The following is a 24,540-nucleotide window of genomic DNA, read 5'->3' as shown; positions in this document are numbered from 1 at the left end:
ATGGGTTATGAATGCATAACGTGAAGCCTTACATTTCGCCTTCGACGCCCAGCCCGAATAAAGCGAAATCGTACCGTACTGGGTCCATGCCGTCAAACTGGCGCAGATTTTCGGTAAGTTCCAATGCTGCTTTCCAATCGGTTTGCGGTCTGACCAGCAAGCCCAGCTTACGCGCTACGCGGTTGACGTGAACATCAATCGGCATAACCAGTTGATCAGGGCGAAGGCGTGTCCAAAGCCCAAAATCAACACCCCGGTCGTCCCGGCGAACCATCCAGCGCAAAAACATCAGCAGTCGTTTGCACGATGAATTGCGGGCGGGCGTAGCAATGTGCTTACGGGTCCGTTCGGGAAAGAAGTCAGTAAGCCCACAAAAGCGGTCGTGGAAAGCGATCAGATTGGGTTCAACGGTGGAGTTCTCTACAGTCAGAAAGGCATCTTCCAGCGAGTCGTTCTGCTGGTAATACTGACGGAAAAAATGCAGAAAGTACAGGGCGTCGGTGGCGTTAAAGGTGCGGTGCTTAAAAGCAAGAAACCGCTTGAGGTCGCTTTCCTCGTGGTTCCGGATAAAGTCGTACGGAGCACCATCCATCAGGGTGACCAACTCGGTTGACTTTTTCAGAATTACCGGTCGCTGGCCCCAGGCTAATACGGCTGACCAGAATCCCATGATTTCAATATCCTGCTTTTGCGAAAAGCGGTGCGGGATGCTGATGGGATCGCGATCAATAAATGAAGGCCGATTGTACTGATCGGCCTTCTCGTTAAGTAAATCAGAAAGTTGGGTATGTGTCAATGTGATTTTCCTCCACTGACGGCCCAGGCCATTACCCGGGACACGCTCGAAAAAATAGCCAACAGCGTTGACATGACGAAGGTGAATACCGCAATAAATGGATAAGCCAGCGTAAACATGATGCTGAACGTAACGTAACCCGGTGAGGATTTCATTTTCTTATCCCGTTCTCGATTTCGCCGGGCAATGCGTTCTTCTTTCGTTTCCATACGTTTAGGTTGTCCGTTTTCAGCAGAAATCGATGCGCAATGCGTTGACTAGGTTACCGCCGAAAACTGTTTAAGGAGCAATGTAACTGACCTCTGCCCGAAAACGCCGGTCTTGCGGGGAAAGTTTCGCGAATGCCTGCGTTGACAGTTTTACCAGGATCTTGTCATTGACGCCCGTGTCGGGAAGCTGACCAATCACCTTCACCCACAAACTTTGGTTGTTGAATTCGTTGCGTACCTGCACCAGCGTACCAATGGGGGCGGTGCGGTGCAGCGCCAGATACTTACCCGAACCATCGCCGTCGATCATTTCGGCAACGCCACTCGTGGCAATCCGTCGGCCACGCGTTGGCATTGGCGCGTCGTTGCCCGGTCTGGGCGTTTCTATTTCAACTTCCTCCGATTTCTCCGTTGCTGACGATGAAGTAGGCGAACTGGGCTGATTCTCGGTTTTAGGCGCAGTCGTATTTTCGGGCTTGGGCGTTTCTACTTTTGCTGTCGGCTCACTTTTTCGCGGAGCCGGACGCTCTACTTTGGGTACGGTACGAGCGGGTGTATCGGCATTAGCTGGCGTTGGCACTTTTACGGGCGCAGCCGCAACGGGGGTAGAAGGTGTGCGGGCCTGGTAAGCTTTCTCCGTAACGATCAGTGCCTGTCCGATCAGGACGTTGTTGCCGGGCAGGTTATTCCATTTGCGAAGATCGGCCTGCGATACGCCATAACGAACCGCCAGGCTGTATAACGTCTGACCAGATTCTACTACGTGAATACCTGCTTTGGCTGGATCGCTGCTTTTACGGGCTTCTTTGTTCTGCCGCTCCGCCGTTTTCGTCGAAGTACCCGTATCGTTTTTGGCTTCCTTATCCTTTTCTTTCTCTTCCTTTCGAATGGCCTTGTCGATAGCTTTCGCTTCTTTCCGGCTAAGCGCGCCATCGGCAATTGGAATCCGAACCACTTGAGCGAATCGAACGGCATTACCTATACTAGGATTTGCCGATTTAATCGCACTCACCGAACTGGAATAGCGCCGAGCAATAGCGTACAAGGTTTGCCCCTGATCGACGCGGTGCAGAATAAACCGTTTACCGTCTTTTTTCTCAACACCCACTGAATCGGCCACGGTATAGGCGCTTGCCAGACTACTTACCAGCAGCGGTAGCACAGTGAGAACTACTAATTTTTTCATGGGTTAGAACTAACCAAAATCCGATAGGGAATTCAATATATAGAGATTGCCGTAAAAATAGCGTAAAAAGTTAGCCAACTTTTATCATCCTCGTCGGATCGCCTAGTTACGGGTGATTTATCGGTAGTAAAACGCCTGTGCGGTTTGTTAAAAAACCTTAATTATGAACCGTCCAAACACAAGCGGGCGTTTGATGTTTAGAAGAGGGTGACCTTCTACTCAATACATTTGCCTTGTTTTAGGGCATTCGACCGGTTCTAAATCGAACATGAACTGCCTTAGATGGAATGTATTATAAGTGTTTTCCGACGAATTTATTAACCATTGAAAAGCCAGACTGCATGCAAAATTATTCGATACTATGGGCCGACGATGAGATTGACATGCTCAAGCCGCACATCCTGTTTCTGAAAAATAAAGGCTATGATGTGACACCCGTAAACAGCGGGGCCGATGCACTGGAAGAGGTAGAGCAGAGCAATTACGATGTCGTGTTCTTAGATGAAATGATGCCTGGTATGACCGGCCTCGAAACGCTTGCGCAGATCAAACAGATGCGGCCAAACCTGCCGGTTGTGATGATCACCAAAAGCGAGGAAGAGCATATCATGGAAGAAGCGATTGGCTCCAAGATTGCCGACTACCTCATCAAGCCACTCAACCCGAACCAAATTCTGCTTTCGGTCAAAAAAATTCTGGACAACAAGCGTCTGGTGACGGAACGTACCAACATCGGCTACCAGCAGGATTTTCGAAATATTTCTATGCAGTACAACGACCGCATGGATTTCAACGAATGGGCTGATGTTTATAAAAAGCTTATTTACTGGGAGCTGGAACTGGATGGGTCGCAGGATAGAAGCATGAGCGAAGTAATGAACATGCAGAAAAGTGAGGCTAACTCGACCTTCTGTAAGTTCGTCATGGACAACTACGAGGACTGGCTCAACGATCCTAAGGCAGACAGTCCAGTTATGTCGCACCAGCTGATGCGCAAAAAAGTGTTTCCCCTGCTGGATCAATCCAATAACTCGGGGCCGCTGTTTTTTATCCTGATCGATAACCTGCGGTACGACCAGTGGAAAGTTATTGAACCGCTGCTGGCTGAGTACTTTACGGTCGAAGACGAATCGTCCTATTACTCGATTCTGCCCACGACGACAGGCTTTGCCCGGAACGCTATTTTTTCGGGAATGATGCCGAGCGAAATGGAGCGCAAGCATCCGGATCTGTGGGTTAACGACGACAGCGAAGACGAAGGCTTGAACAACCACGAAGACGAATTTTTACGCCGTCAGATTGAGCAAAGTCGCCTGAACGTAAAAACGTCCTACCACAAAATTCTAAACGTTGGTCAGGGCAAATCGTTGGTCGACAACTTTAACAACTTGCTACAAAATCATCTGAACGTGATTGTGTACAACTTTGTGGATATGCTATCCCACGCCCGTACCGACATGGCGATGATTAAGGAACTGGCTCCGGACGAGTCGGCTTATCGTTCCATTACGCGGTCGTGGTTTTTGCATTCGCCACTGCTGGAGTTTGTACAAAAAATTGCCGCAAAAGGTGGACGGCTCGTTGTTACAACCGACCACGGAATGATCCGGGTACAGAAACCGGCCAAAATCGTTGGCTACCGGGAGACGAACACAAACCTGCGTTATAAGCAAGGCAAGAACCTGGGCTTCGATGATAACCACTTGTTTGTCGGTCGTAAACCAGAGCGTCTGTTCCTGCCTAAGCCCCACGTATCAACGGCATACGTGTTTACGCTGGAAGATTACTTTTTCGCGTATCCGAACAACTACAACTACTACGTGAATCACTACCGAAATACGTTCCAGCACGGTGGTGTCTCACTGGAAGAAATGATTATTCCATTCGCCTATCTGACGGCTAAACGATAAGGTAGAGTATAAGAAATTGGGGTCGTTAGTGGTGTCAGGTTTGAGAACCTGACACCACTAACGACCCCAATTTCTTAGTATCCCAGGTGCTGTCGGGTTCTCAAACCGCACGGGCGGCCCCGCCAACAACACAAAAAAGATGGCATCTACAAATTCTTCTGCCAGCGTTCACGTAGCTGAAATTGCTGCGGTGTCGCCTGTTGGTTTGGCTCGAACACGTAGCGATTTACTTCGTCAATCTCCTGCATGGCTGCATTGACCGTTAATGGCTGGCCGTTACGACGAACGGTTACGGTGTAGCTATCGCCCGCTTTGAGGCTACGAATCTTCTCCCGAAGCGTAGGCAACGACGATGGATTGACCGTCTGTTGATCGAAGCTAATCAATTCGTCATTCTCCTGAATCCCAGCTTGGCGCAGCGGCTCGCTTACTTGCCGCAGGCGGAGAGTGTCACTAACCGGACCGATCCGCATCCCCAACGAAGGCAGTTTCTTCCCGGTCGCAATGGCTGGTTTGTAGAGGATACCGATCTTGTCAAAATACTCCTGGAGTGGCAGGTGCTCTGCATTCTTGACGTAGCGATCAAAGAAGTCGCCGATTTCCGGATAGGTCTTCTGCGTGAAAATGGCAAAGAAATCTTTTTCGGAGAAGGGGCGGTTAGGGCCGTACGTGGTAGTCAGTTCATTGATCACTTCCCGTAGACCACGCTTCCCGCCCGATAGTTCGAGCAGCCGGATGTCGAGCAGGCCAGCAACCAAAGCGCCCCGGTTGTAAATGTTGCCGTACTGCCGCTGACCTTCGGGGGTGTAGCACGTCAGGGCAAGTTTGAGCAGGCTATAGGTCGTGTCGAGTTGCTGATCGATTTTTACTTTCTGGCTCAGTTCAGTGCAGTAATCCTCCAAAGTGGTCAAGCCACCCCGTAGCCGCATCGCGCCATTGGCCCATTCGGTGACACCTTCGTACAGCCATAAATGCGCCGATGGAGTAGGGGTGATGAAATTGAATTGCTGGATAAGTTCACTGTGTATGTTCAACGGAGTGACCACGTGAAAAAACTCGTGAGCTGCAATGGATGTAGCGGTTTGCGCCAGCGCCGGAGAGAAAGGAACTTCTTTAAAAATGTACTCCGAACTGTACGAATGCTCCCAGGCACCCCAGCTTTCGTCTTCAAAATGATACAAAAAGGTGTATCGTTTAACCGGTAGCTTTTTCAGAAACTGCCCCGCAGCCTGTAGCATCGACTGCATGCTGTTCAGCAACTGCTCAGAGGTAACCTGGTTTGTTTTCGAATACGTGTACATCTCGATGGCGGCTCCGGCTACATTGGTTTCGGCGCGGGTCAGGCGACCGAGCAAAATAGGGGAGTCAACAACGCGGTCGTAGCTATCAGCCAGGTAGTAACCGTCTTTGTTTTTTTCCAGCGCCGTTCCAACGGTCCATTCCATTGGGTAGCTAATCTTCACTGCCAGCGGACTCGCCTGCATACCCTGCGGAAAGCCGAATACACCCTGCCCGTTGATGAGCGCATGATCTTTCTCGATTGAAGTGCCGCACATGCGGTAAATAACATCCTGCTTGACCGGGGTATCCCAGGTTTCAGCAATTTGATACTTGATCTGACGGACCTGCTCAGGCTGCTGAATCTTCCATTGATTGACCGAGACTTGCTGCGTTGCCAGTTCTTTTCCTTTCTTGTCGAAGGCTTTAAACGAGCGGACAAAACGGCCAATGTCCATGACCTGATAGGTACCAGGAGCCGTAGACGCAAATTGATAGACAGCGTTTTCGGGTTTTAGTCCGTCCACATGAAGCGTTACTTTAAACAGGTCATCGGCCCGGTCGTTCAGGTCAACGTCGTAGACAAGCGGTGCTGGTCCGGCTGCCCATAACGGGTTTGCTACAGCGCAGCAAATTAGCAGGGCACCCCAAACAAACTTGTTCATATACTAGAAATTGAATGCGTAGAAAATTGCGTAAAAACAAAGATACGCAATCATTCAACCGTGTCGGGCAAAACTTGGATAAGCGGAAAACAAGTCGGACTTATGGATTATTCTCAACGCGTCTGTTGTCGTGGGGTCAGGTTTGAGAACCTGACCCCACGACATTAGCTAGAAGAACAACCACTTGCGTCGATACATATTGGGTAAGTCCGTTTCGAACCACGTGTAAGGGTCCTGATAGAAGCGGAGGAAGTCGGGAACACTGGCCTGACCGGGATAGGGTGCGTAGTAATGCGTTGGGCTACGAACGTCGTTGCGCCAGACGAGCACGTAGGCTAAGCGCATTTTCTCGGCTTTGAGCGCTTTCAGTAGCGTATTGGTCCACCAGGTTGTATCGGGAATCGACTCCAGGCCCGTTTCGGTAAAGGCCGCCAGCTTACCGGCTTTGCGGGCATAATCTGATACGATCTTTAGTTTTTGAATACCGGCGTTGACGTTGTAGCGACCGTTTCGACCAAAATCAGCGTAGTTGTCAACCCCGACCATATCGACCCACTCGTCGCCAGGATACCGGTCCAAATAGTCGGCTTCTGTTTTGTAAAGACAGTCGGGCGAAAAAGCGTATAGGAAATTATGTACCTGGAGGCTATCGCGTAAGTACGAAACGGTAAAGCGCCAGAGCGACACAAAATCTTCTTTTTTGCAGTGCGGTTTTCCCCACCAGAACCAGCCGCCATCGAGTTCGTGGTAAGGTCGAAAAATCATCGGAGCCAGCTTGCCATCGTTTCCTTTTACAGAATGAGCCAGCTCACCGATGGTGCGCAGAATCTGTTTGTATTGCTCGTGGTGGGAGCCGCCGGGAACGAGGAGCGCTACCGCCGGAGCCGAAAGCGAGTCAACCCAGTAAAAACCGCCTTTGGAAGCCGGATTCGAAAAATGCCAGGCAACGGTCGTCACACCACCCCGGTCGTAGGTATCAACGATCTGTTTGCGCAGCGATTCTTTTGCTTTCTCAACCGCTTCGGTTGGTCGTCCCGATAACCCGCTGAAGTCAACTCCGATAACGGCGGGATGTGAACCACTTACCGATTTAACGTCTGACCGATTGGAGTCGCCGGACCATCCGTGACCGTACTCAGTAGCGTGCTGATGCCCAAATAGAATGTGCTTTCTTGACAGCTTACGCAGGTTATGGTATAAGGCGGCTGTTTCTTTCGTCGCCTTGGAGTCAATCGGTTTGTTACGCCGGGTTTGCGCCAGGAGCGAAGCAGGGGAGAGCAACGACAGGCAGCTTAACAGACTAAGACAAATCAAGACAAAACGTACTGGTTTCATGGCAATCGATTGATCGAAACACCAAAGCAACGTTATTTTGCCTCATTTTCAATGGCTGTTTCAATGAACAACCAATAATCTAGTAGAATCCCTAGGCAGTTTTATAGGCAACAAAAAAGCCTCTAACGAGAGGCTGTGGCAAGAAATTATCTGAAGATGACTAACCGCTTAGTTCTACTACCTGTCCATCCTGACAACGCAGAACGCGGGCAGGGTACTTGTTCAGCAATTCGTAGTTGTGAGTCGCCATGAGCATGGCCGTCCCCGCGTTGTTGATAGCCTGAAAAACCTTCATGATCTGATCCGAAACCGCCGGATCCAAATTACCCGTAGGCTCATCGGCAATCAGAACCAGTGGCTCATTGAGCATAGCACGGGCAATAACAACCCGCTGTTGTTCGCCACCCGACAGTTGGTGAGGCATCTTTTTCTGAGCCGTGCCCAGACCAACCTGCATCAGCACTTCGGCGATACGGTTGTTCATGTCTGCTTTGCTTTTCCAGCCTGTTGCCTTCAGGACAAACCGCAGGTTGTCTTCGACCGAGCGGTCAAAAAACAACTGAAAATCCTGAAAAACGATACCAATTTTGCGACGCAGGAAAGGCACGTCACGCGGTTTAAGTTTGTCAAGTGAATAGCCAGCCACCGAACCGCTACCATTTCGTAGCCATAAATCGGCGTAGAGCGTCTTTAACAACGATGTCTTACCGCTGCCCGTTCGTCCAATCAGATAAGCAAAATCGCCTTTGTTTATCTGAAACGACACATCGCCCAAGATCAGTTTGTTGTCCTGGTAGATGTCCGCGTGGTCTAGACTAAGAACGGATTCGGAAGAAAACATAGCTATACGTATAAATTGTCAAACCTCACGGGTTCACCAGCGAAGCAGCGAACCCGTGAGGTTTGACAACTAGTTTTTACTTCTTAACGGGTAAGTTTGCCTTTTCGTGGTCGGCCAGGAACTTAGCCAGACCGCTGTCGGTCAGTGGGTGGTTGAGCAACGCTTTGATAACGCTCAACGGAGCCGTCATCACATCAGCACCGATCTCAGCGCATTTGATAACGTGCATTGGGTGACGGACAGAAGCTGCCAGTACTTCGGTGGTGAAGCCGTAGTTTGTGAAAATCGTAACGATCTGTTCGATCAGCTCCATACCATCGGTCGAAATATCATCCAACCGACCTACGAATGGAGATACGAACGAAGCACCTGCTTTAGCCGCTAGTAACGCCTGACCCGCCGAAAAAATAAGCGTACAGTTGGTACGAATGCCTTTTTCCGAGAAATATTTGATTGCTTTGACGCCGTCGCCGGTCATTGGAATCTTCACGACGATGTTCTCATCGATTTCAGCCAGTTCGTCGCCTTCTTTGATCATCTCTTCGTATTTGATCGAGATAACCTCTGCGCTTACATCACCTTCTACGATTTCGCAGATTTGTTTATAGTGACGCATTACGTTGTCTTTACCGGTGATGCCTTCTTTGGCCATCAACGATGGGTTTGTCGTAACGCCATCAAGAACGCCCATTTCCTGAGCTTCGCGAATGTCGGCTAGATTAGCCGTGTCAATGAAAAATTTCATAGTTAAATAGAATTAAGTAGGCCGTTAAGCTAGTAAGCCCGAAAGCTATTCCTTGGTAATGCACGTAAAAGACACGATCCCTTAATAACTCACTGCCTTACTGACTAGGTTCGTACCATTTTGGATTTTGCAGGCGTGAAGGTACGTATCTTTACCCGTTCTGGCTTTATATTGTTTGGTAATCAGTTCCGTAAAATCCTCAAGGGCGTCTTCACGTACCAGATTGATTGTACAGCCACCAAAACCGCCCCCCATCATGCGGGCTCCCAGAACACCCGGATGCTCGCGGGCAATTTCGACCAGCGTATCCAGTTCGGGACAACTCACTTCGTACCACTGGCTGAGCCCTTCGTGAGAACCGTACATCAATTGGCCGAATGTGGCAACGTTATTTTCCTCCAAAGCCGCGACGCCATCCAGCAAGCGCTGATTTTCCTGTACGACATAAGCACACCGGCGGTAAATGAGCGGCTCCGCGTTTTTGAGGTGCGTATCGAGCATATCCATCGTCACATCGCGCAGGCTGTTGATTTCCGGATAGAACGTTTTTAGAAACCGTACGCCCGCTTCGCACTCAGCCCGGCGCGTATTGTATTCCGAAGAAACCAACGAATGTTTTACCCGCGAATCGCACAAAACAATGCTGATGCCATCCATTCGTAAAGGAGCGTAGGTGTATTCCAGCGAACGGCAATCCAGTTTAATCACATGATCCGCCTTGCCCATCATACTGGCAAACATATCCATGATGCCTACCTTCGCACCAACAAATTCGTTTTCGGCGCGTTGAGACAGCTTTACCATCGTCAGCCGATCTAATCCTAGATCAAACAGCTCATTCAAGGCAAAGCCAACGCCATTTTCCAGTGCTGCCGACGACGACAGGCCCGCGCCCATCGGAATCGTTCCGCTGAACAAGCAATTGAATCCGCGTATGGGTTGCCCATTCAGGACGAACTGCGCGACTACGCCCAATAAGTAATCAGCCCACGTTTTTGTAGGGGTCAGGTTGGCGAGCGAGCCACGATATGTTTTGTTCAGGTCGTGAGCGATAAAGTGAAGCTCATCGTCGTTTCGCGGACCAACGGCCAGATAAATGGCCTTGTCGATAGCCGCTGGTAGAACAAATCCTTCGTTATAGTCAGTGTGTTCGCCGATTAGATTAACACGGCCAGGGGAACAGATCAGGAGCGGATCGGAATGAAACGCGTCCCGAAACGACGCGGTAAGTTGATTGAGCAGATCCATGTTAGGTTTAGGCACTTTAGCGGTCTGATACAGCTACCCCGCATAATCCGCTAAACAAACAAAATGTTTCCGTAAAACCTGGATAAGCGGGCAGCGGAAACAAAAAATGGCAAACCAATGTCTCACCGCTACGACCACCTACCCTTGCTTCGGTCAAGACCTGGGGGATTCAGCAGGAGCTGGTAGCACCGATTTGCCGATGCAAAGTTAATTAAATAGTAGCCAAACGACCAAATTTCGCCCGTACCTTTGCGCAAAATATCATGAGTGATGAAGCGTTCTTTTTGTGTCTTTTGGTGTACGTTGTTCATTATCAGTGCTTGTACTTCGTCTGATAATTATCTTGAACAAGGGAGAAATTATTTAAAACAAGGCAAATTCCGGGAAGCGGTCCAGGCGCTGAACCAGGCTGTAGAAGCCGATGCCGATAATGCCGAAGCGTTTAATTCGCGCGGTGTTGCTTATTTTGAGCTAAAAGAATACGCCAATGCAACGCTGGATTATGATCAGGCTATTAAACTGTCTCCCGACTTCTACCGGCCTTATTACAACCGGGGATTGCTTAGGGTTGCCCAAAATGACCTTACCGGTGCGTTGAAAGATTACTCGGACGCAATTCGGCTAGCTCCTGACACGAGTCGTAGTGTCAGCGCCGAAATTTTTCTGAACCGGGGACAACTGTTTGCCGCGCAAGGGCAGATTCAACCCGCTTTAAATGATTTTTCGCAGGCTATTTCATTAGATTCGAAGAACGCACTGGCTTTATACAACCGGGGAAATCTGAGATTTCAGCAAAAAGATCTTCCTGGCGCAACGGCTGATTTTCAGCAGGCTGTACAGGCTGACCCAAAATACGGCAAAGCCTTTTACGGATTAGGCATCGCCCAGATTCTTCAGGATGAGCGCGAGGGTGGCTGTCTGAGTCTAAAACAGGCACAAAACCTGGGATATGCGGATGCTGCGAATGCGGTCGCTCAGTATTGCCGGTAATCAAACAGGCTATGGTAATGCTGTGGTGTCGGTTTTGAGAACCGGGCGGGCGTCCCCGCCGACAGCACAGCACTACTACGAGAAGCTACCGATTTCGGCCAGCATGCGTTCACGAACCAGAAATTAGACCAGCCCATTGCTGTAAACTTTTGACTAAGTCATGCGTAAAATTCTTTCGATTGTTTTCGGACTGCTATTTGTCCTTTTTGCGGCCTTCCAGTACAACGACCCTGACCCGGAGATTTGGGTACCGATTTACGGATTTGCCGCAGTGGCTTGTTTTATGGCCTACGCAGGGATGGCCCGCTGGTGGTTTCTGGCAGCTATGTCGCTGATTTACGTTGTAGCCGCTATTTATCAGTGGCCTCCTGCGTTTGAGGGGTTTATGTTTAGTGAAGCCGGAATGCGGAGCATGAATATTGAAATGGCTCGTGAAGCGGGAGGGCTGGCTATTTGTGCGGCTGTGATGATGGTATTGGCAGTGGTATCACGTCAACCGAGCGCACGCCCATGAAACTAATCGAATGCCCGCGTGATGCCATGCAGGGCCTTACGCATTTCGTGCCAACGGACGAGAAAATTCGCTACCTCAACGCGTTGTTGCGGGTTGGTTTCGATACGCTCGATTTTGGCAGCTTTGTCTCTCTCAAAGCAATTCCGCAAATGCGCGATACCGCCGACGTATTGGCCGGATTGAATCTGACCGATACACGCACAAAGTTGTTGGCGATTGTGGCGAACATTCGGGGTGCTGAACAGGCTGCCAGCTTTGCTACGATCGACTACCTGGGTTTTCCGCTTTCCGTGTCCGAAACGTTTCAGCAGCGCAATACCAATAAGTCAATTGGTCAGGCATTGGCGGATGTTGAGCAGATGCAAAAAATCTGCGTTCAGCTTGACAAACAACTCGTTGTTTATCTGTCAATGGGCTTTGGAAACCCTTACGGCGATCCGTATAGCCCCGAACTTATCAGCGATTTTACGGGCAAATTAGTGGATATGGGTGTTCGGATTATTGCTCCTTCCGATACGGTCGGGTCGTCAACGCCCGAGGGGATTGAAACCCTCTTTCGACACTTGCTGGCTACTTTTCCCGACGTTGAGTTTGGCGCGCATTTGCATGCACGTCCGGGGGAGGCTCCCGCCAAAGTCAAGGCCGCGTATCGGGCGGGCGTCCGTCGGATCGACGGTGCCCTGCGTGGGTTTGGTGGTTGCCCGATGGCCGCTGACGACCTGACGGGCAACCTGCCAACCGAAGAAATCATTGGCACGCTTACCCAGCTTGGCTGCGACCTGCCAATCAACCAAAATGCCATTGAGCAAGCGTTGACGTTATCGACTAGCCTATTTGGATAGTAATCGAGCTTTTTGACGATTACATAAACATCGTCTGGATTTCTTCCTTGACGGCTTTGAGGGCGTCGGTAGTTGGCAGACGGTCTTTCTGAATGATACGCTCGAAAATACGCTTGGAAAGGTCAAGCGCAGGCGCGTCGGGTTGCGTATCGCCAGCGGCCTGGTTAATAAGCGTTGTGACATCATTCATCGCGCTCTGAATCCGATCCCAAACCTCCTGACTCATATAGACTTGTTGCGACAGGTTGTGGTTGTACTCATCCCGAATTTCCTGCAAAAGCCGCTGCTGAAACTCTAAAGCGTTGGTCGATGTTCCTCCTAGTCGTAAGAGAAGGTTGTTGGGACTGATCCGTTCCAGAAACAACACCATGCGTTCGTAAGCCTGCAAGCGTACGGGGACAACGGTTTCGGTATAGCGGGTTTTGATGTCAAAGCGGTGACGGTCAGCTTCGCGTTCCAACAGTAATTTTACCGTCACATACATTCCGTAAAGCACTAATCCGGCTGGAACAATCAATTTTAGAAAATCACTCAGTAACTCCATAGAGAGACAAACGTTGTTTAGGCAAAAATGGGTAATTTTGACAAAAGGGGTTATCGTTTATCCGGTGTTAGCGGCTGACTGATTCGTTAGTCAGAACAATGAACGATAAACCAAAACAAACTATGCTGGCACTTGATAATCCTGTTCGTGTTCGGCCCGAAGCGCGGGAGCAATTGATGGACACATTACGGGCCAATAAAATTCCTGACGAATACGGTTTACGAGTTGGTATTCGGGGTGGTGGCTGCGGAGCATCCTGGTTGCTGGGCTTCGATACACCCGGCTCTTCCGACGAAGTGTATAACGTCGAAGGGGTTCGCATCATTATTGACCGGAAACATTTGTTGTACGTACTCGGTGCCGAAATCGGTTACGAGCCGGGCGGGTTTACCGTTGAAAAAGTATAATTTCTCCGTATAATTGCCGAAAGGCTGGAAAGCCCATAGATTTTTCTTGGTAAATCGCCTGTTACTTCTGTTGATTGTTTGGGGCCGGCAACCAGCGGATGGTTGTTTCCTAAAATTGGCATGATTTTAGGGCCATCCCGATTGTAGCCTTCCTTCTGCTTGTGAAGCGAATAGAACAACATATTTTTCTTGTACTGGCGATACTGGCTGTAGGGCTTTCTGTATTGTGTTACTGGTTGCTTGAACAGAATGCACCAGGCGCTACCGATGAACAATACATAACGGCGGTACAGCAGCGTGTCAAGGAGGAGATGCAGGTGAGCAATGAGGAACTGGACCGAGTGACGCAGCAACTCCGGCAGAACCCGAACGGGACATTTGCCAGCATGAGTCAGCCCACCCAGTATCCGTATTTTATTTTTCGGACAAAGTCCGGGCAGCCCAATGCGACGCAGCTTGTTTTCTGGTCTGACTACCGGTTTATTCCTGATTACAAACGAATCGCGTCGATCACCTTCCCAACGTTGGTTGACTTCGAGCAGGGTAAATACATTGTCAGTTGTCGTCGGATACGTACCAGTAGCGATACGCTTGCCGTTTTTTCGCTGATCAACGTTTACCGGCAGTATCGTAACAACAACATCTATTTACAGTCAGGGTATAATTCAGCATTATTTGCGATTGATCCTGAGGCCATCAGCCATAAACGGACAAACGTATATCAGGCTATTTACGACAATACGCCGGTGTATCTATTTTCGGTTGTCCCGCCCAAGATTGATGCGTATCGCAACCATTCGACGCCAGTTAATACCGTTATCTTGGCTACGCTCGGCGTTATTTTTCTGGGGTTGTATGTCTTACAGATGCTTATTCGCTTCAAGCGAAGCCGCCGGTACGAAGTCGGATTTTTGTGGTTAGCATCTTACCTGGTGCTTCTACGCGCCGGGATGCTTTACTTTGGTGTTCCGTTTTTATTTGTCGAGTCGGACCTGTTCAATCCTAAATTTTACGCTTCCTCGGTACTCGTTCCGTCGCTGGGCGATTTATTGCTGAACGCCTTGGTGGTCGTTGTGCTGGGGTACTATTGGGTCTATTATTACTACCGATCCAAAACTTACAACCGACTGATTCATTTGTCGGCGGGTTTAAAGAAAATCATATCGGTTGGATGCATAGTAGCAAGCTACTTTGTCTTCCTGGGTTGTTACAGTGAACTGAATAACATCTACGAGAAGTCACAGTTTACGCTCGATATCACGCTGAGCATTCGATTTTCGGTGCTAAAGATTGTTTGCCTACTTGTCTTTGTTGTTATATCCGCCATCTACTTTTTGCTGGTCCATCTGTTAGCCAGCATCTTTCTTCGGTTCAACCGGGTGATAGGGAATGGGTTGCTGTTTTTGGTGGCAGGTACACTTATCACAGTAGTTCTTTTTTACGGACTAAGTTTACCGCTCAAGCCCGTTATTCTGTTAAACGGGCTGTATTTCTCCGTTCTTTATCTAGGCCGTTTTCCGCGCTCGCTCTACACGTTTCGTTATAAAACGTCTGTATATCTGTTTTTGGCCGCTTTTGTGTGTGCGCTGACGACTGCCTATGTAGTTTACCATCAGGAAATCAGAAAGCAGCTAGTGCACGAGCGCGAATTTGCTCAGCAGTTGCTGGCTGAAAACGATGAGTTTGGTGAGTTCCTGATGAGTAAAGCGCAGGAATCAATTATGGCTGATGGGGAGATTGCCCGCTCGTTACGGAACGATACGCTTTTGGTCCGAGAGCGAATCCAACAGCGAGTCAAAAGCGCTCATCTGGACAAGTATTTTGATAAATATGACATCGACGTGCTATCGTTTCGGCCCAATGGACAGCCTCTTGACATCAGCCCGAACGCCGGTACGTTCGCCAAGTTAACGACCCGGTACCAACGACCCGCTTATCAGACTGCTTATCCGGGGATTTATTTCATCAACGAGGTTGGTAATCAATTTATTAAGCAGTATATCTGTTTTGTGCCCGTCAAGCAGATGTCGGATTGGTCGCCAGCTACTTCCGATACGGTTGGTTACGTCGTACTCAACTTAAGTCTACGCAACGAACGGCCTAAGAGCGTTTATCCAGAACTGCTGGTGGACACAAAGTTCATGCAGAACCCGGATACACAGGAGTACAGCTACGCGATTCTGAAAAAGCAACCGGTTGCCACTTCTTCTCCGCGAATTCTGTACAGCGCAGGTAGTTACAACTATGACCGTAAAATGCCGGCTACGATGCTGACTGATTCGTCGTTGTACAGTAGCGGGTTGATAGCCAATGGCTATCAGCACGTCGGGCAACGTGGTCAGGATGGGCGTATTGTGATCGTATCGTCGGCGGAATATCCCTTCAAGAATATTTTCTCTAACTTCTCGTTTCTGTACTTGCTGCTGGTACTTACCGTATTGCTTGTCATCGTTATGTATGCAATCCACTACGGGTTTTCGCGGTTCAGCGTCAATTATTCAACGCGAATTCAGATACTGTTAAACGTTGCTTTTTTTCTGCCTTTGCTGCTCGTTATCGTTATTATCCTGAGTGTGATCAGCTCAAACTACATCACCAATCAGGAGAATACGTACATCAGCAACACGCGAAATATTGGCGCCAATTTCGTGACCTATCTGGATGAATATTGGCAGGGCAGGCGGAGCAAAGCGTCTATGGAAGAGGAACTGCGCAAGATTGCCCGCGATGCTGATATTGACATTAATCTGTTCGATACGGCCGGGCGGTTGACCACTTCCACGCGCCCGCTGATGTACGAAAGCGGCCATCTTTCCAAGCGCATTAATGCCCAGGCGTATATCCACGTTATTGAGGAAAAGGAAAATCAGAAACTGCTGAATGAATCGCTGGGCAGCAAGCAGTATCGTACCGCCTATGCCGGTATAAAATCGTACGATGGACGGCTGTTGGGCGTATTGAGTATCCCTTATTTCTACGCTCGTCCTGAGCTGGATCGACAGATCATTGAGGTGATTTCATCGGCACTAAGCATCTTCACGGGCTTGTTTTTATTCTTTCTGATTCTTTCCTACTTCGCTTCGAACATACTAACGAAACCGCTTAAACTACTGACGCAGAAGATTCGAAAAACAAACCTCAATCAGCCGAATGAGCCGCTTCCCTGGCGTTCGGACGATGAAATTGGGGCGCTGATACACGAGTACAACCGAATGCTGGTCAAGCTGGAAGAGAGCAAGCTGGCGCTGGCGCAGAACGAAAAGCAATCAGCCTGGCGTGAGATGGCCAAGCAGGTTGCTCACGAAATCAAAAATCCGCTTACACCGATGAAACTGACGTTGCAGCATCTGCAACGGACGCTTCCGGATGCTAACGGATTAGGAAAAGGCAATGGCTCGGTGGGAGCGACTGACCCGGCGCTACGGCGGGTAATTCAGCGAACGTTTGATTCACTCCTTGACCAGATCGACAACCTGAGTGATATTGCTACTTCGTTCTCCGATTTCGCAAAAATGCCTTTGCCCAAGAACGAAGTGTTTGAAGTAACGGGTGTGATCAACAAAGCGGCTGACCTGTATGCCGACGACGACCGAATTCGCTTGCAACGCCAAATTGCACCAGGTCCGGTCATGGTGGTGGGCGATCGTCAGCTCATTGGTCGTATTTTAACGAATCTGATCATCAATGGAATTCAATCTGTTCCTGCCGAACGTAAACCGGTGCTCGATCTACGGCTTTATACGAACGAAGATGAAGTTCAGATCGAGGTACACGACAACGGGGCAGGTATTCCGGAGGCCATTCGTAAGAAAGTTTTTCTGCCCAACTTTAGTACCAAGCGGGGCGGGTCTGGTTTAGGACTGGCCATCGCTAAGCGTGGAGTTGAGCATGCGGGAGGAGCCATATGGTTCGAAACAGACGAAGGAGTTGGTACGTCCTTCTTTTTGTCATTGCCACTAGCCAAACAGGCTGTTGACGAACCCGCTAATCAGCCAACGAATCGCTAGCTTTTACCGTTGATGGGCTGAGTTTGGCCACGGAAGCCATCAAACAAGGCAGCCGGCTGAGATCCTCTACCGGCTGCTGCTCTCAATCTCAAACATCACTTAAAGCTATTACCTGATTTCGTACTAGTCTCCGTCGATAGTAACGTGTTTCCAGTTCTCGCCGGAACGAATTCTGTTTAATTGGGTATGGGTAATACCGAATTGTTTAGCGATCATCTTCAGCCGGTTTTTATCGTTTCGGAGAAGCTTTTTGATGATCTTTACCTTGCTTTCGGTCAATTTATAATTTCGGGTCGGGCGGGGAGCCGGACGATTTTTGAGATTCGGATTATTCCGATTATGCTCAATCATCTCATTTTTTGTAACCCACTGTAGATTTTGATAATAGTTGTTTTGTTTATCGTGGTCGAGGTGAATAACATAGGTCTGCTCAATGTTCTTTCGATCCGAAAAATGCTCAGCGACTAGCTTATGCACGTATCGATTGAGCGTTTTCCCGTCTGAGCGTATGTTCAGCGAGCGATAGCCCTGAATGACAGACCCCTTGATAATGGTCCCGATCGTAGTAGGAGAACTGCTGAGCCGGGTACCAGTCTGAAAGCTGCGCAGACGACCATAATTAGAAACCTCGTAACGAGGTGGGTTTTCAATACCTTCGAACGTTATCGGTACCCACTTCTCGTTCCAGAAACTTTGATTTTTCTTTTCACTCATCATCAGTGATTGTTATAAGCCTGTTGAATCACAGGTCGGATATCCCCGGATTAGCCGTTTTGTTTAGTTCTCCTTTAACAAAGGTATGATGAAATGGTTACTAAATCTAGGTTAAAAAAACTGATAGTCAGCGGTTTCTGATTGTGAGGGAAAAGGTTAGCCGGTAAATCAGATTATTGTCTGTTACTGAAAAAGCAGTTTGCTGAACTTGACTGTATGCAGATCAGTTTCTAGAAGTGAAAATAGTAGCCACAAGTGCAGTTTAACTGACCGTTATGAATACAGAATCAAAAAAAACATTGATAATAGGGGCTTCCGAGAATCCAGATCGGTATGCCAACCGGGCCGCCCGTAGTTTGTTGCGGTACGGTCATTCGATTGAACTGGTTGGCCTGCGAAAAGGACAGATCGAAGGTCATCCCATTCAAACAGGAAAACCGGAGCTGGAGGCAATAGATACCATTACGTTATACGTGGGATCGCGGAATCAATCGGACTTGTATGATTACGTCAAAAGCCTGAAGCCAAAACGGGTGATTTTCAACCCAGGAACCGAGAATCCCGAGTTTGAGCGGCAACTGAAGGCGGAAGGAATTCAGCCCGTAGAAGGCTGTACGCTCGTGATGTTGTCGGTTGGAACCTATTAAAAAACTGCCGGAACAGTTCGTAAAACCTGGTTCCGGCAGTTTTTTAATTTGCAGATACAGACAGTTATATCACCATCTCATAAGCGCAGAAGCCCAGGTAAAACCACTTCCAAACGCGGCCAGACAGACTAGATCGCCTGACTTGATGCATCCCTGTTCAAAGGCTTCGGTGAGCGCAATAGGTATGGAGGCTGCGGTGGTGTTGCCGTAATGCTGAATGTTGTTAAATACTTTTTCGTCGGGCAGACCCATTTGCTGCTGCACATAACCGGAGATGCGAATATTGGCCTGATGCGGTACCAGCAGATCCAGATCGTCAGCGTTATACCCGTTCGCGGTTAGGCTTTCATTAATTACTTCCATAAAGCGCACAACCGCGTGTTTGAACACGGCATTGCCGTTCATAACGACGTTGATTCCTTCCGATGTTGCGGTTTCAGACGTAATAAAGCGATTAGGACGACTGCTGCCGGGATCTTTCAGGTATAATTCTTCGGCGTAGCGGCCATCAGCGTGGAGGTGCGTTGATAGAATGCGGTGCTCCGGGTCAGTTGTTGCCTGTACAACGGCTGCTCCCGCACCATCCCCGAAGATAACAGCAACGTTGCGGCCTTCGGTGGTTTTATTCATCATCGACGATTGAATCTCCGATCCAACGACCAGCGCCGTTCGGTACATGCCGGTTTTGATAAATTGGTCGGCAATAGACAGCGCGTAAACAAAACCAGAGCACTGCTGTCGGACATCGATAACGGCAATTCCTTCCAGACCTAGTTCACGCTGCATGAGGAAAGCAGAACCGGGAAAAAAGTAGTCTGGAGAAAGGGTAGCGTAAACGATTAAATCAACGTCCTTAGCCTCAACACCCGCGCGCTCAAGTGCCATCCGCGACGCGGCTGTAGCCATACTGGCGTTGGTTTCTTTTCCGTACGTGAAAAATCGCCGTTGTTTAATACCCGTCCGTTCCTGAATCCAGGCGTCGGAGGTATCCATATATTGGGTCAGGTCGTCGTTGGTGACAACTTGCTCAGGCACGTAAAACCCCAACCCTTTGATACTCGAATAGACTGTGTTCATTCATTAATGGCAAAATAGTCGGCAAAAATAGCACTTTTTTGGGCGACTATAGCACACATGGGTTGCTACTCGCGCCTTCATCTACGGATTGATGGTTCGGCGAAATGATGCTATGAAGCAGGTTGTAGCTCAAACGAATACTCTTCCATGATCAAATTAGCCAGCAGTTGGCGGCACGCTGAGTCGACTGTCTCGTGCGCTTTTTCCTGGCTCTCGGCGTCAACTTCCAACCGGATGTGCTTGCCAATGCGGACGTTGTCGATGCTGTCCAGGTGGAGGTTGTGAAGTCCCAGTTTAACGGCTTTTCCCTGTGGGTCCAGAATTTCCGAACGGGTCATGATGTTGATTTGGGCGATGTATTTCATTGGTACTACTTGAGTGACTAACTGATTGACGAGTTTATTTACAAGTCAACTGTCCCGTCATTTTGTAAAAAGTGAGATAACGATGTAAAGCAGAATGATGAGCGGAATAGCTGCGAACTGCAAAAGTAATAAGAGTAGCGCGGATGCGATCAGAAAACTGAATTTAATCCGATTTTCAGCCCAACTGAACGTTTTGAATTTAAGCGCAAACAACGGCACTTCGGACACCAGCATAAACGAAAACGCAATCATCATGCCCAATGCCACATCGTTCTGCCAAATAGAATCGTACTGGGGTTGGTAGCGGCTCATTAAGGGAAACGAAGCAATGAGCATGGCATTGGCGGGTACGGGCAGGCCAATAAACGATTCCGACTGGCGCGTATCAATGTTAAAATTAGCTAACCGCAATGCCGACAAAACCGCGATCAGAAAAGCGCCGTATGAGATTGCACCCAATTCCTGAAACCAACAGAGCTGAAAAACGATCGTGGCTGGCAATACCCCAAAGGTTACCACATCGGCCAGCGAATCCAGTTCTTTGCCGAAGGGTCCAGAAACGTTGACCATACGCGCGACGAAGCCATCGCCAAAATCCAGAATGGCGGCCAAGCCAATCAGCCAGGATGCCGTTTCTAAATGCCCGCGTAAAGCCATCACCAAACCAATACAACCGCACAGCAGATTGCCGCAGGTCATGGCGTTGGGAAGATGTTTGAGTACATTCATAGATAGACGAACGAACGGTGGTGAATCAGTCCGTTTTACATTCTTACAAAAGGATTTGTTTGCTTTTCCTTACCAATTGTTGTGGGTTCCATGTGTCCCGCATAAACCACATAATCGTCAGGCAGGGTGTAAAATTGCGTTTTGATGCTATTAAGGAGGTCGGCATGATTGCAGTACGGAAGATCCGTACGACCAACACTCCCGCTGAACAATACATCGCCCCCAATAATATATCGGTCGGCATGATTGACGAAAGCGACGTGACCCGGTGCATGGCCCGGTACAAAAACGACATCCAGGGTTGTACTGCCGATCGTAAATTTGTCTCCTTCTTTTAAGTAAGCATCAACTTCGGCGGGTTCATAGCCCCGCAGACCATACAGCGCGCAACGCGTCGGAACATCGTTGTAAATAACCATGTCCAGCTCGTGCAGGTACGCTTTTACACCAAACTTTCGCTTCACGTAGGCAACCCCAAACACATGATCAAGGTGAGCGTGCGTGAGCAGTAAGTACTTGACTGTTAGCTTGTGGTCGTTAATAAACTTGCTTAGGGCTTCTTTTTCAACCTGTTCGTAACAGCCTGGGTCAATAACGACGGCCTCACCGGTAGCATCGTCGGCGATGACGTACGTATTTTCGTGAAATGGAGAAAACTCGAAGGCTTGAATCATGCGTGGTGGTCAGTGGTTTTGATAAATGATCGGTCTTTTCTGACTAGTAACCAGTTATCATAACTACCAAATCGTCACAAAAGTAAAAATACCGTCGGTTTTTTGCGCAAATCCGGGATTTGTGTTTTCCATTCGCGAATGGTTCGGGTACGAACAAAAGCGTCAGCAGCGGTCAGATTGCAGGCTACGCACAAGCGCGTATTCTGTTCACAAGCCGCGATAATATCGGCAAAAAGCGCGTCGTTCCGATAAGGCGTTTCCATGAAAATCTGCGTCTGCTGCCGTTGCTGTGCTTCTTTTTCGAGGTGACGAATCGCCCGGATGCGGTCCTGCCGCTCGATGGGTAAGTAGCCGTGAAATATAAAAGACTGGCCGCTCATACCAGACGCCATAAGAGCCAGCAAAATAGATGAGGGCCCTACGAGCGGTTCGACTCGCCAACCCAGCGAATGGGCCATACCAACCACCACCGAACCCGGATCGGCTACGCCAGGGCAACCGGCTTCCGACAATACACCGGCGTTACGTTTGCGTTCGGTCAGTTCCTGAATCTGTCGGCGCGTGTCGGCAGGAGGGGTGTCCTTGTCGAGATCGAAAAATGTTGTCTGATCAATAACGCGGGATGTTTTCAAGCCGCTGATAAACCGCCGGGCAGAGCGCACATTCTCCACAAAGTAAGCATCGGTCGATTCAATGATCGTTCGAATATTCGGTGGTAGAACCTGCTCGGCGGTGTCGTCGGCTAATAACGTTGGAATCAAATAAAGCGTTGGCATGGTGGTACGGAATAGGGTTCGAGGGTATATACTAGAAACAAACTACGACCCATGTTCAACAAACCGCAGCAACACATCCACAAATTCTACTGGCTTCTCGGCTTGTACCCAATGGCCAGCGCCCTGAATATCGACGATTTGCACGTTCGGAAAAATGCGTTTGATCGTCGGAATATCTTCGTCTAAAATGTACGGTGATTCGCTGCCCCGCATGAACAACGTTGGCGTGATAACAACTTGAGGGTTTGTCAATTCTTCGCCGATACCATGCAGCTCGCGCTCGATAACGGGGAGGTTCAATCGCCAGGCAAACTGCCCCTGCTCGTTACGATACAGATTTTTCAGCAGAAACTGGCGTACCGTCGGAATTGGTTCGTACTGGCTCAGAATCGCGTCGGCCTGATTGCGACTGGTCAGACTAGCTAGATCAATTGCGTTTAAACCGCGTATTAATTCAGCGTGGTGAACCGGGTAAAACTTAGGTGCTATGTCAACGACAACGAGTTTCTGAAAGGTGCCGGGATAGGTCATCGCGTATTGCATGACGGCTTTTCCACCCATCGAATGACCGACCAGAATAGGGTTATCAAGCTGTTGGTCAATCAGAAAATCACGCAAGTCAGAAGCCATTGTCTGGTAGTCATGCTCTTCAGCACGGGGCGACTGACCGTGATTGCGTTGGTCGAGCGCAAAAACGCGGTAACCTCTAGCTGCAATGGCTTTGCTGATGGTTAACCAGTTATCCGATGAGCCGAAAACGCCGTGTAAGATGACAATAGCCGGACCCGTATCGCCCGCCTGACGGAAGAATAATTTCATTAGTTAATCAATTGGACCTATAGTCAGAAAGGCCGAAATCCGAAAAAAGTTTCGTCGGCCTGCCTCCAACTCGAAGCGTCAAAATTATTGAACATAAACAACTTTCTCCCGCTGCTCGACTAATTCGCCGAATGATTGAAGGAAAAAACCGTTCTCGCTAGCCACGCGCTCGAACTCAATCGTGCTGTTCGGGTCAACGGCGATAAGCAAACCACCCGATGTTTGGGGGTCGGCCAAGATGTAGCGTTGCATCTCCGTCAGTTCCGAAATTTTGTGGCCGTAACTGTCCCAATTTCGGGTAGTGCCGCCGGGAAAGCTTTTCTGACTTAGGTATTCGTCAACAAACGGCAGCGTAGGTACAGCATCGAACGTAATGACTGCGCTAAGCCCGGAGCCTTCGGCCATCTCGGTGAGGTGTCCAAGCAAACCAAAACCGGTTACGTCCGTCAAGGCTTTGACATAAGGTAATTTACCCAGAACAGCCCCGAAGCTGTTTAGTTTTGCCATTTGCGTGGGGGCCAGGTGAGCGTGTTCGGGTTTTAGAATGCCTTTTTTCTGCGCTGTTGTCAGGATGCCGACCCCGAGCGGTTTGGTAAGGTATAGCCTGCACCCTTTGGTCGCCGTGTTGTTTTGTTTTAAATGATCGATTCGGACCCGACCCGTTACGGCCAGTCCAAAAATAGGCTCGGGTGAATCGATGCTGTGACCACCCGCAAGAGGAATACCGGCTTCGAGACAGATAGCGCGGGAACCTTCGAGAACCTGCCCCGCCACTTCGGGCGACAGCTTGTCCAGTGGCCATCCCAGAATCGCAATAGCCATGATGGGTTCGCCACCCATTGCGTAGACATCACTGATCGCGTTGGCCGACGCAATGCGGCCAAAGTCGAACGCATCGTCGACGATTGGCATAAAAAAATCGGTCGTGCTGATGACGGCTTCTCCGTTGCCCATATCCAGTACCGCAGCGTCGTCGCGGGAGTCGTTGCCGACAAGCAGGTTGGCGTAGTGCGGCTGGCCAGTTGCTGAGTCTCCGCTCTTATCGGATGGACTCGTCGTACGATTGTGCAGGATACGGTCCAGTATCTTGGGTGCTATTTTACAGCCGCAGCCTGCGCCATGACTGTATTGGGTGAGTTTGACGGATGGAGTTTCGGATGGTATCATAATAGGACAAAACTAAGTGACAAATTATCGATTATTGGCTTGTAAGCTTTCAACT

24 protein-coding genes are annotated in these 24,540 nt (G+C 49.3%); 7 read left to right on the top strand and 17 right to left on the bottom strand.

Features of this window, described 5'->3' with window-relative positions:
- Positions 1 to 28: 28 nt before the first annotated feature.
- The 3 genes from M0L20_RS04240 to M0L20_RS04230 all read right to left on the bottom strand — a co-directional run bounded on the left by M0L20_RS04240 (position 29) and on the right by M0L20_RS04230 (position 2,191).
- Complete coding sequence (locus M0L20_RS04240; RefSeq protein ID WP_262923845.1) at positions 29 to 796, bottom strand: TIGR02757 family protein; 768 nt, start codon at positions 794 to 796, stop codon at positions 29 to 31.
- Positions 793 to 1,005: a hypothetical protein gene (locus tag M0L20_RS04235; RefSeq protein WP_232559615.1), complete on the bottom strand. Its 213-nt coding sequence runs from the start codon at positions 1,003 to 1,005 to the stop codon at positions 793 to 795. The genes M0L20_RS04240 and M0L20_RS04235 overlap by 4 nt, the downstream gene beginning before the upstream one ends.
- Before the next feature lie 70 nt (positions 1,006 to 1,075).
- Positions 1,076 to 2,191, bottom strand: a complete 1,116-nt coding sequence (locus M0L20_RS04230; protein ID WP_248475855.1) for a LysM peptidoglycan-binding domain-containing protein — start codon at positions 2,189 to 2,191, stop codon at positions 1,076 to 1,078.
- Between the two features lie 341 nt (positions 2,192 to 2,532).
- On the opposite strand from M0L20_RS04230, the gene porX reads away from it, so the two are divergent.
- Entirely contained in the window at positions 2,533 to 4,101 is a 1,569-nt protein-coding gene (gene porX, locus M0L20_RS04225) for a T9SS response regulator signal transducer PorX (RefSeq protein WP_248475854.1), read from the top strand.
- 146 nt (positions 4,102 to 4,247) lie between these two features.
- Here the strand turns inward: porX and M0L20_RS04220 are convergent, their stop codons facing one another.
- From M0L20_RS04220 to M0L20_RS04200, 5 genes are all read right to left on the bottom strand, one after another.
- A complete protein-coding gene (locus M0L20_RS04220; protein ID WP_248475853.1) occupies positions 4,248 to 6,044 on the bottom strand; it encodes a M61 family metallopeptidase in 1,797 nt (598 codons plus the stop codon).
- 168 nt (positions 6,045 to 6,212) lie between these two features.
- Positions 6,213 to 7,379, bottom strand: coding sequence for a glycoside hydrolase family 26 protein (locus tag M0L20_RS04215; protein ID WP_248475852.1), 1,167 nt, complete (start codon positions 7,377 to 7,379; stop codon positions 6,213 to 6,215).
- Between the two features lie 160 nt (positions 7,380 to 7,539).
- Complete coding sequence (locus M0L20_RS04210; protein ID WP_232559610.1) at positions 7,540 to 8,220, bottom strand: cell division ATP-binding protein FtsE; 681 nt, start codon at positions 8,218 to 8,220, stop codon at positions 7,540 to 7,542.
- Positions 8,221 to 8,296: 76 nt separating this feature from the next.
- Positions 8,297 to 8,965, bottom strand: a complete 669-nt coding sequence (fsa, locus tag M0L20_RS04205; protein ID WP_232559609.1) for a fructose-6-phosphate aldolase — start codon at positions 8,963 to 8,965, stop codon at positions 8,297 to 8,299.
- An 81-nt stretch (positions 8,966 to 9,046) separates the two neighbouring features.
- Entirely contained in the window at positions 9,047 to 10,213 is a 1,167-nt protein-coding gene (locus M0L20_RS04200) for a galactokinase (protein ID WP_248475851.1), read from the bottom strand.
- A 270-nt stretch (positions 10,214 to 10,483) separates the two neighbouring features.
- Between M0L20_RS04200 and M0L20_RS04195 the strand changes: the two genes are divergently transcribed.
- The 3 genes from M0L20_RS04195 (at position 10,484) to M0L20_RS04185 (ending at position 12,559) form a co-directional block, all read left to right on the top strand.
- Positions 10,484 to 11,203, top strand: a complete 720-nt coding sequence (locus M0L20_RS04195; RefSeq protein WP_248475850.1) for a tetratricopeptide repeat protein — start codon at positions 10,484 to 10,486, stop codon at positions 11,201 to 11,203.
- 160 nt (positions 11,204 to 11,363) lie between these two features.
- On the top strand, positions 11,364 to 11,717 hold the full coding sequence (locus tag M0L20_RS04190; protein ID WP_232559606.1) for a transmembrane 220 family protein: 354 nt from the start codon (positions 11,364 to 11,366) through the stop codon (positions 11,715 to 11,717).
- The gene (locus tag M0L20_RS04185; RefSeq protein ID WP_248475849.1) at positions 11,714 to 12,559 is read left to right on the top strand and encodes a hydroxymethylglutaryl-CoA lyase; all 846 of its coding nucleotides are present in this window, start codon (positions 11,714 to 11,716) and stop codon (positions 12,557 to 12,559) included. Before M0L20_RS04190 ends, M0L20_RS04185 begins: the two co-directional genes overlap by 4 nt.
- Positions 12,560 to 12,578: 19 nt before the next feature.
- Here M0L20_RS04185 and M0L20_RS04180 read toward each other — a convergent pair whose 3' ends face one another.
- On the bottom strand, positions 12,579 to 13,103 hold the full coding sequence (locus M0L20_RS04180; protein WP_232559604.1) for a DUF7935 family protein: 525 nt from the start codon (positions 13,101 to 13,103) through the stop codon (positions 12,579 to 12,581).
- A gap of 122 nt (positions 13,104 to 13,225) precedes the next feature.
- On the opposite strand from M0L20_RS04180, the gene M0L20_RS04175 reads away from it, so the two are divergent.
- Together M0L20_RS04175 and M0L20_RS04170 are read left to right on the top strand one after the other, a co-directional pair.
- On the top strand, positions 13,226 to 13,510 hold the full coding sequence (locus M0L20_RS04175; RefSeq protein ID WP_232559603.1) for a HesB/IscA family protein: 285 nt from the start codon (positions 13,226 to 13,228) through the stop codon (positions 13,508 to 13,510).
- Positions 13,511 to 13,671: 161 nt separating this feature from the next.
- Positions 13,672 to 17,517, top strand: a complete 3,846-nt coding sequence (locus M0L20_RS04170) for a sensor histidine kinase (RefSeq protein ID WP_248475848.1) — start codon at positions 13,672 to 13,674, stop codon at positions 17,515 to 17,517.
- 123 nt (positions 17,518 to 17,640) lie between these two features.
- Here M0L20_RS04170 and M0L20_RS04165 read toward each other — a convergent pair whose 3' ends face one another.
- A complete protein-coding gene (locus tag M0L20_RS04165; RefSeq protein ID WP_232559601.1) occupies positions 17,641 to 18,231 on the bottom strand; it encodes an NUMOD4 domain-containing protein in 591 nt (196 codons plus the stop codon).
- Between the two features lie 275 nt (positions 18,232 to 18,506).
- On the opposite strand from M0L20_RS04165, the gene M0L20_RS04160 reads away from it, so the two are divergent.
- Positions 18,507 to 18,878, top strand: coding sequence for a CoA-binding protein (locus M0L20_RS04160; protein WP_248475847.1), 372 nt, complete (start codon positions 18,507 to 18,509; stop codon positions 18,876 to 18,878).
- Between the two features lie 69 nt (positions 18,879 to 18,947).
- Here M0L20_RS04160 and M0L20_RS04155 read toward each other — a convergent pair whose 3' ends face one another.
- The 7 genes from M0L20_RS04155 to selD form a co-directional block, all read right to left on the bottom strand.
- The gene (locus M0L20_RS04155) at positions 18,948 to 19,955 is read right to left on the bottom strand and encodes a 3-oxoacyl-ACP synthase III family protein (protein ID WP_248475846.1); all 1,008 of its coding nucleotides are present in this window, start codon (positions 19,953 to 19,955) and stop codon (positions 18,948 to 18,950) included.
- A gap of 110 nt (positions 19,956 to 20,065) precedes the next feature.
- A complete protein-coding gene (gene purS / locus M0L20_RS04150) occupies positions 20,066 to 20,320 on the bottom strand; it encodes a phosphoribosylformylglycinamidine synthase subunit PurS (RefSeq protein ID WP_232559598.1) in 255 nt (84 codons plus the stop codon).
- Between the two features lie 57 nt (positions 20,321 to 20,377).
- Positions 20,378 to 21,049, bottom strand: a complete 672-nt coding sequence (gene pssA, locus M0L20_RS04145; RefSeq protein ID WP_232559597.1) for a CDP-diacylglycerol--serine O-phosphatidyltransferase — start codon at positions 21,047 to 21,049, stop codon at positions 20,378 to 20,380.
- Positions 21,050 to 21,084: 35 nt separating this feature from the next.
- Complete coding sequence (locus M0L20_RS04140) at positions 21,085 to 21,723, bottom strand: MBL fold metallo-hydrolase (protein ID WP_248475845.1); 639 nt, start codon at positions 21,721 to 21,723, stop codon at positions 21,085 to 21,087.
- Between the two features lie 74 nt (positions 21,724 to 21,797).
- Entirely contained in the window at positions 21,798 to 22,499 is a 702-nt protein-coding gene (locus tag M0L20_RS04135; RefSeq protein WP_232559595.1) for an SAM-dependent methyltransferase, read from the bottom strand.
- Positions 22,500 to 22,541: 42 nt separating this feature from the next.
- The gene (locus M0L20_RS04130) at positions 22,542 to 23,318 is read right to left on the bottom strand and encodes an alpha/beta fold hydrolase (RefSeq protein WP_232559594.1); all 777 of its coding nucleotides are present in this window, start codon (positions 23,316 to 23,318) and stop codon (positions 22,542 to 22,544) included.
- An 84-nt stretch (positions 23,319 to 23,402) separates the two neighbouring features.
- Positions 23,403 to 24,485, bottom strand: a complete 1,083-nt coding sequence (selD, locus tag M0L20_RS04125) for a selenide, water dikinase SelD (RefSeq protein ID WP_248475844.1) — start codon at positions 24,483 to 24,485, stop codon at positions 23,403 to 23,405.
- Between the last annotated feature and the right edge of the window lie 55 nt (positions 24,486 to 24,540).

Origin of the sequence: Spirosoma liriopis (assembly GCF_023196085.1) — a bacterium.
GTDB lineage: Bacteria > Bacteroidota > Bacteroidia > Cytophagales > Spirosomataceae > Spirosoma > Spirosoma oryzicola.
Note: the sequence above shows the minus strand (reverse complement) of the source record. Positions and strands in the feature narration are given on the sequence as shown.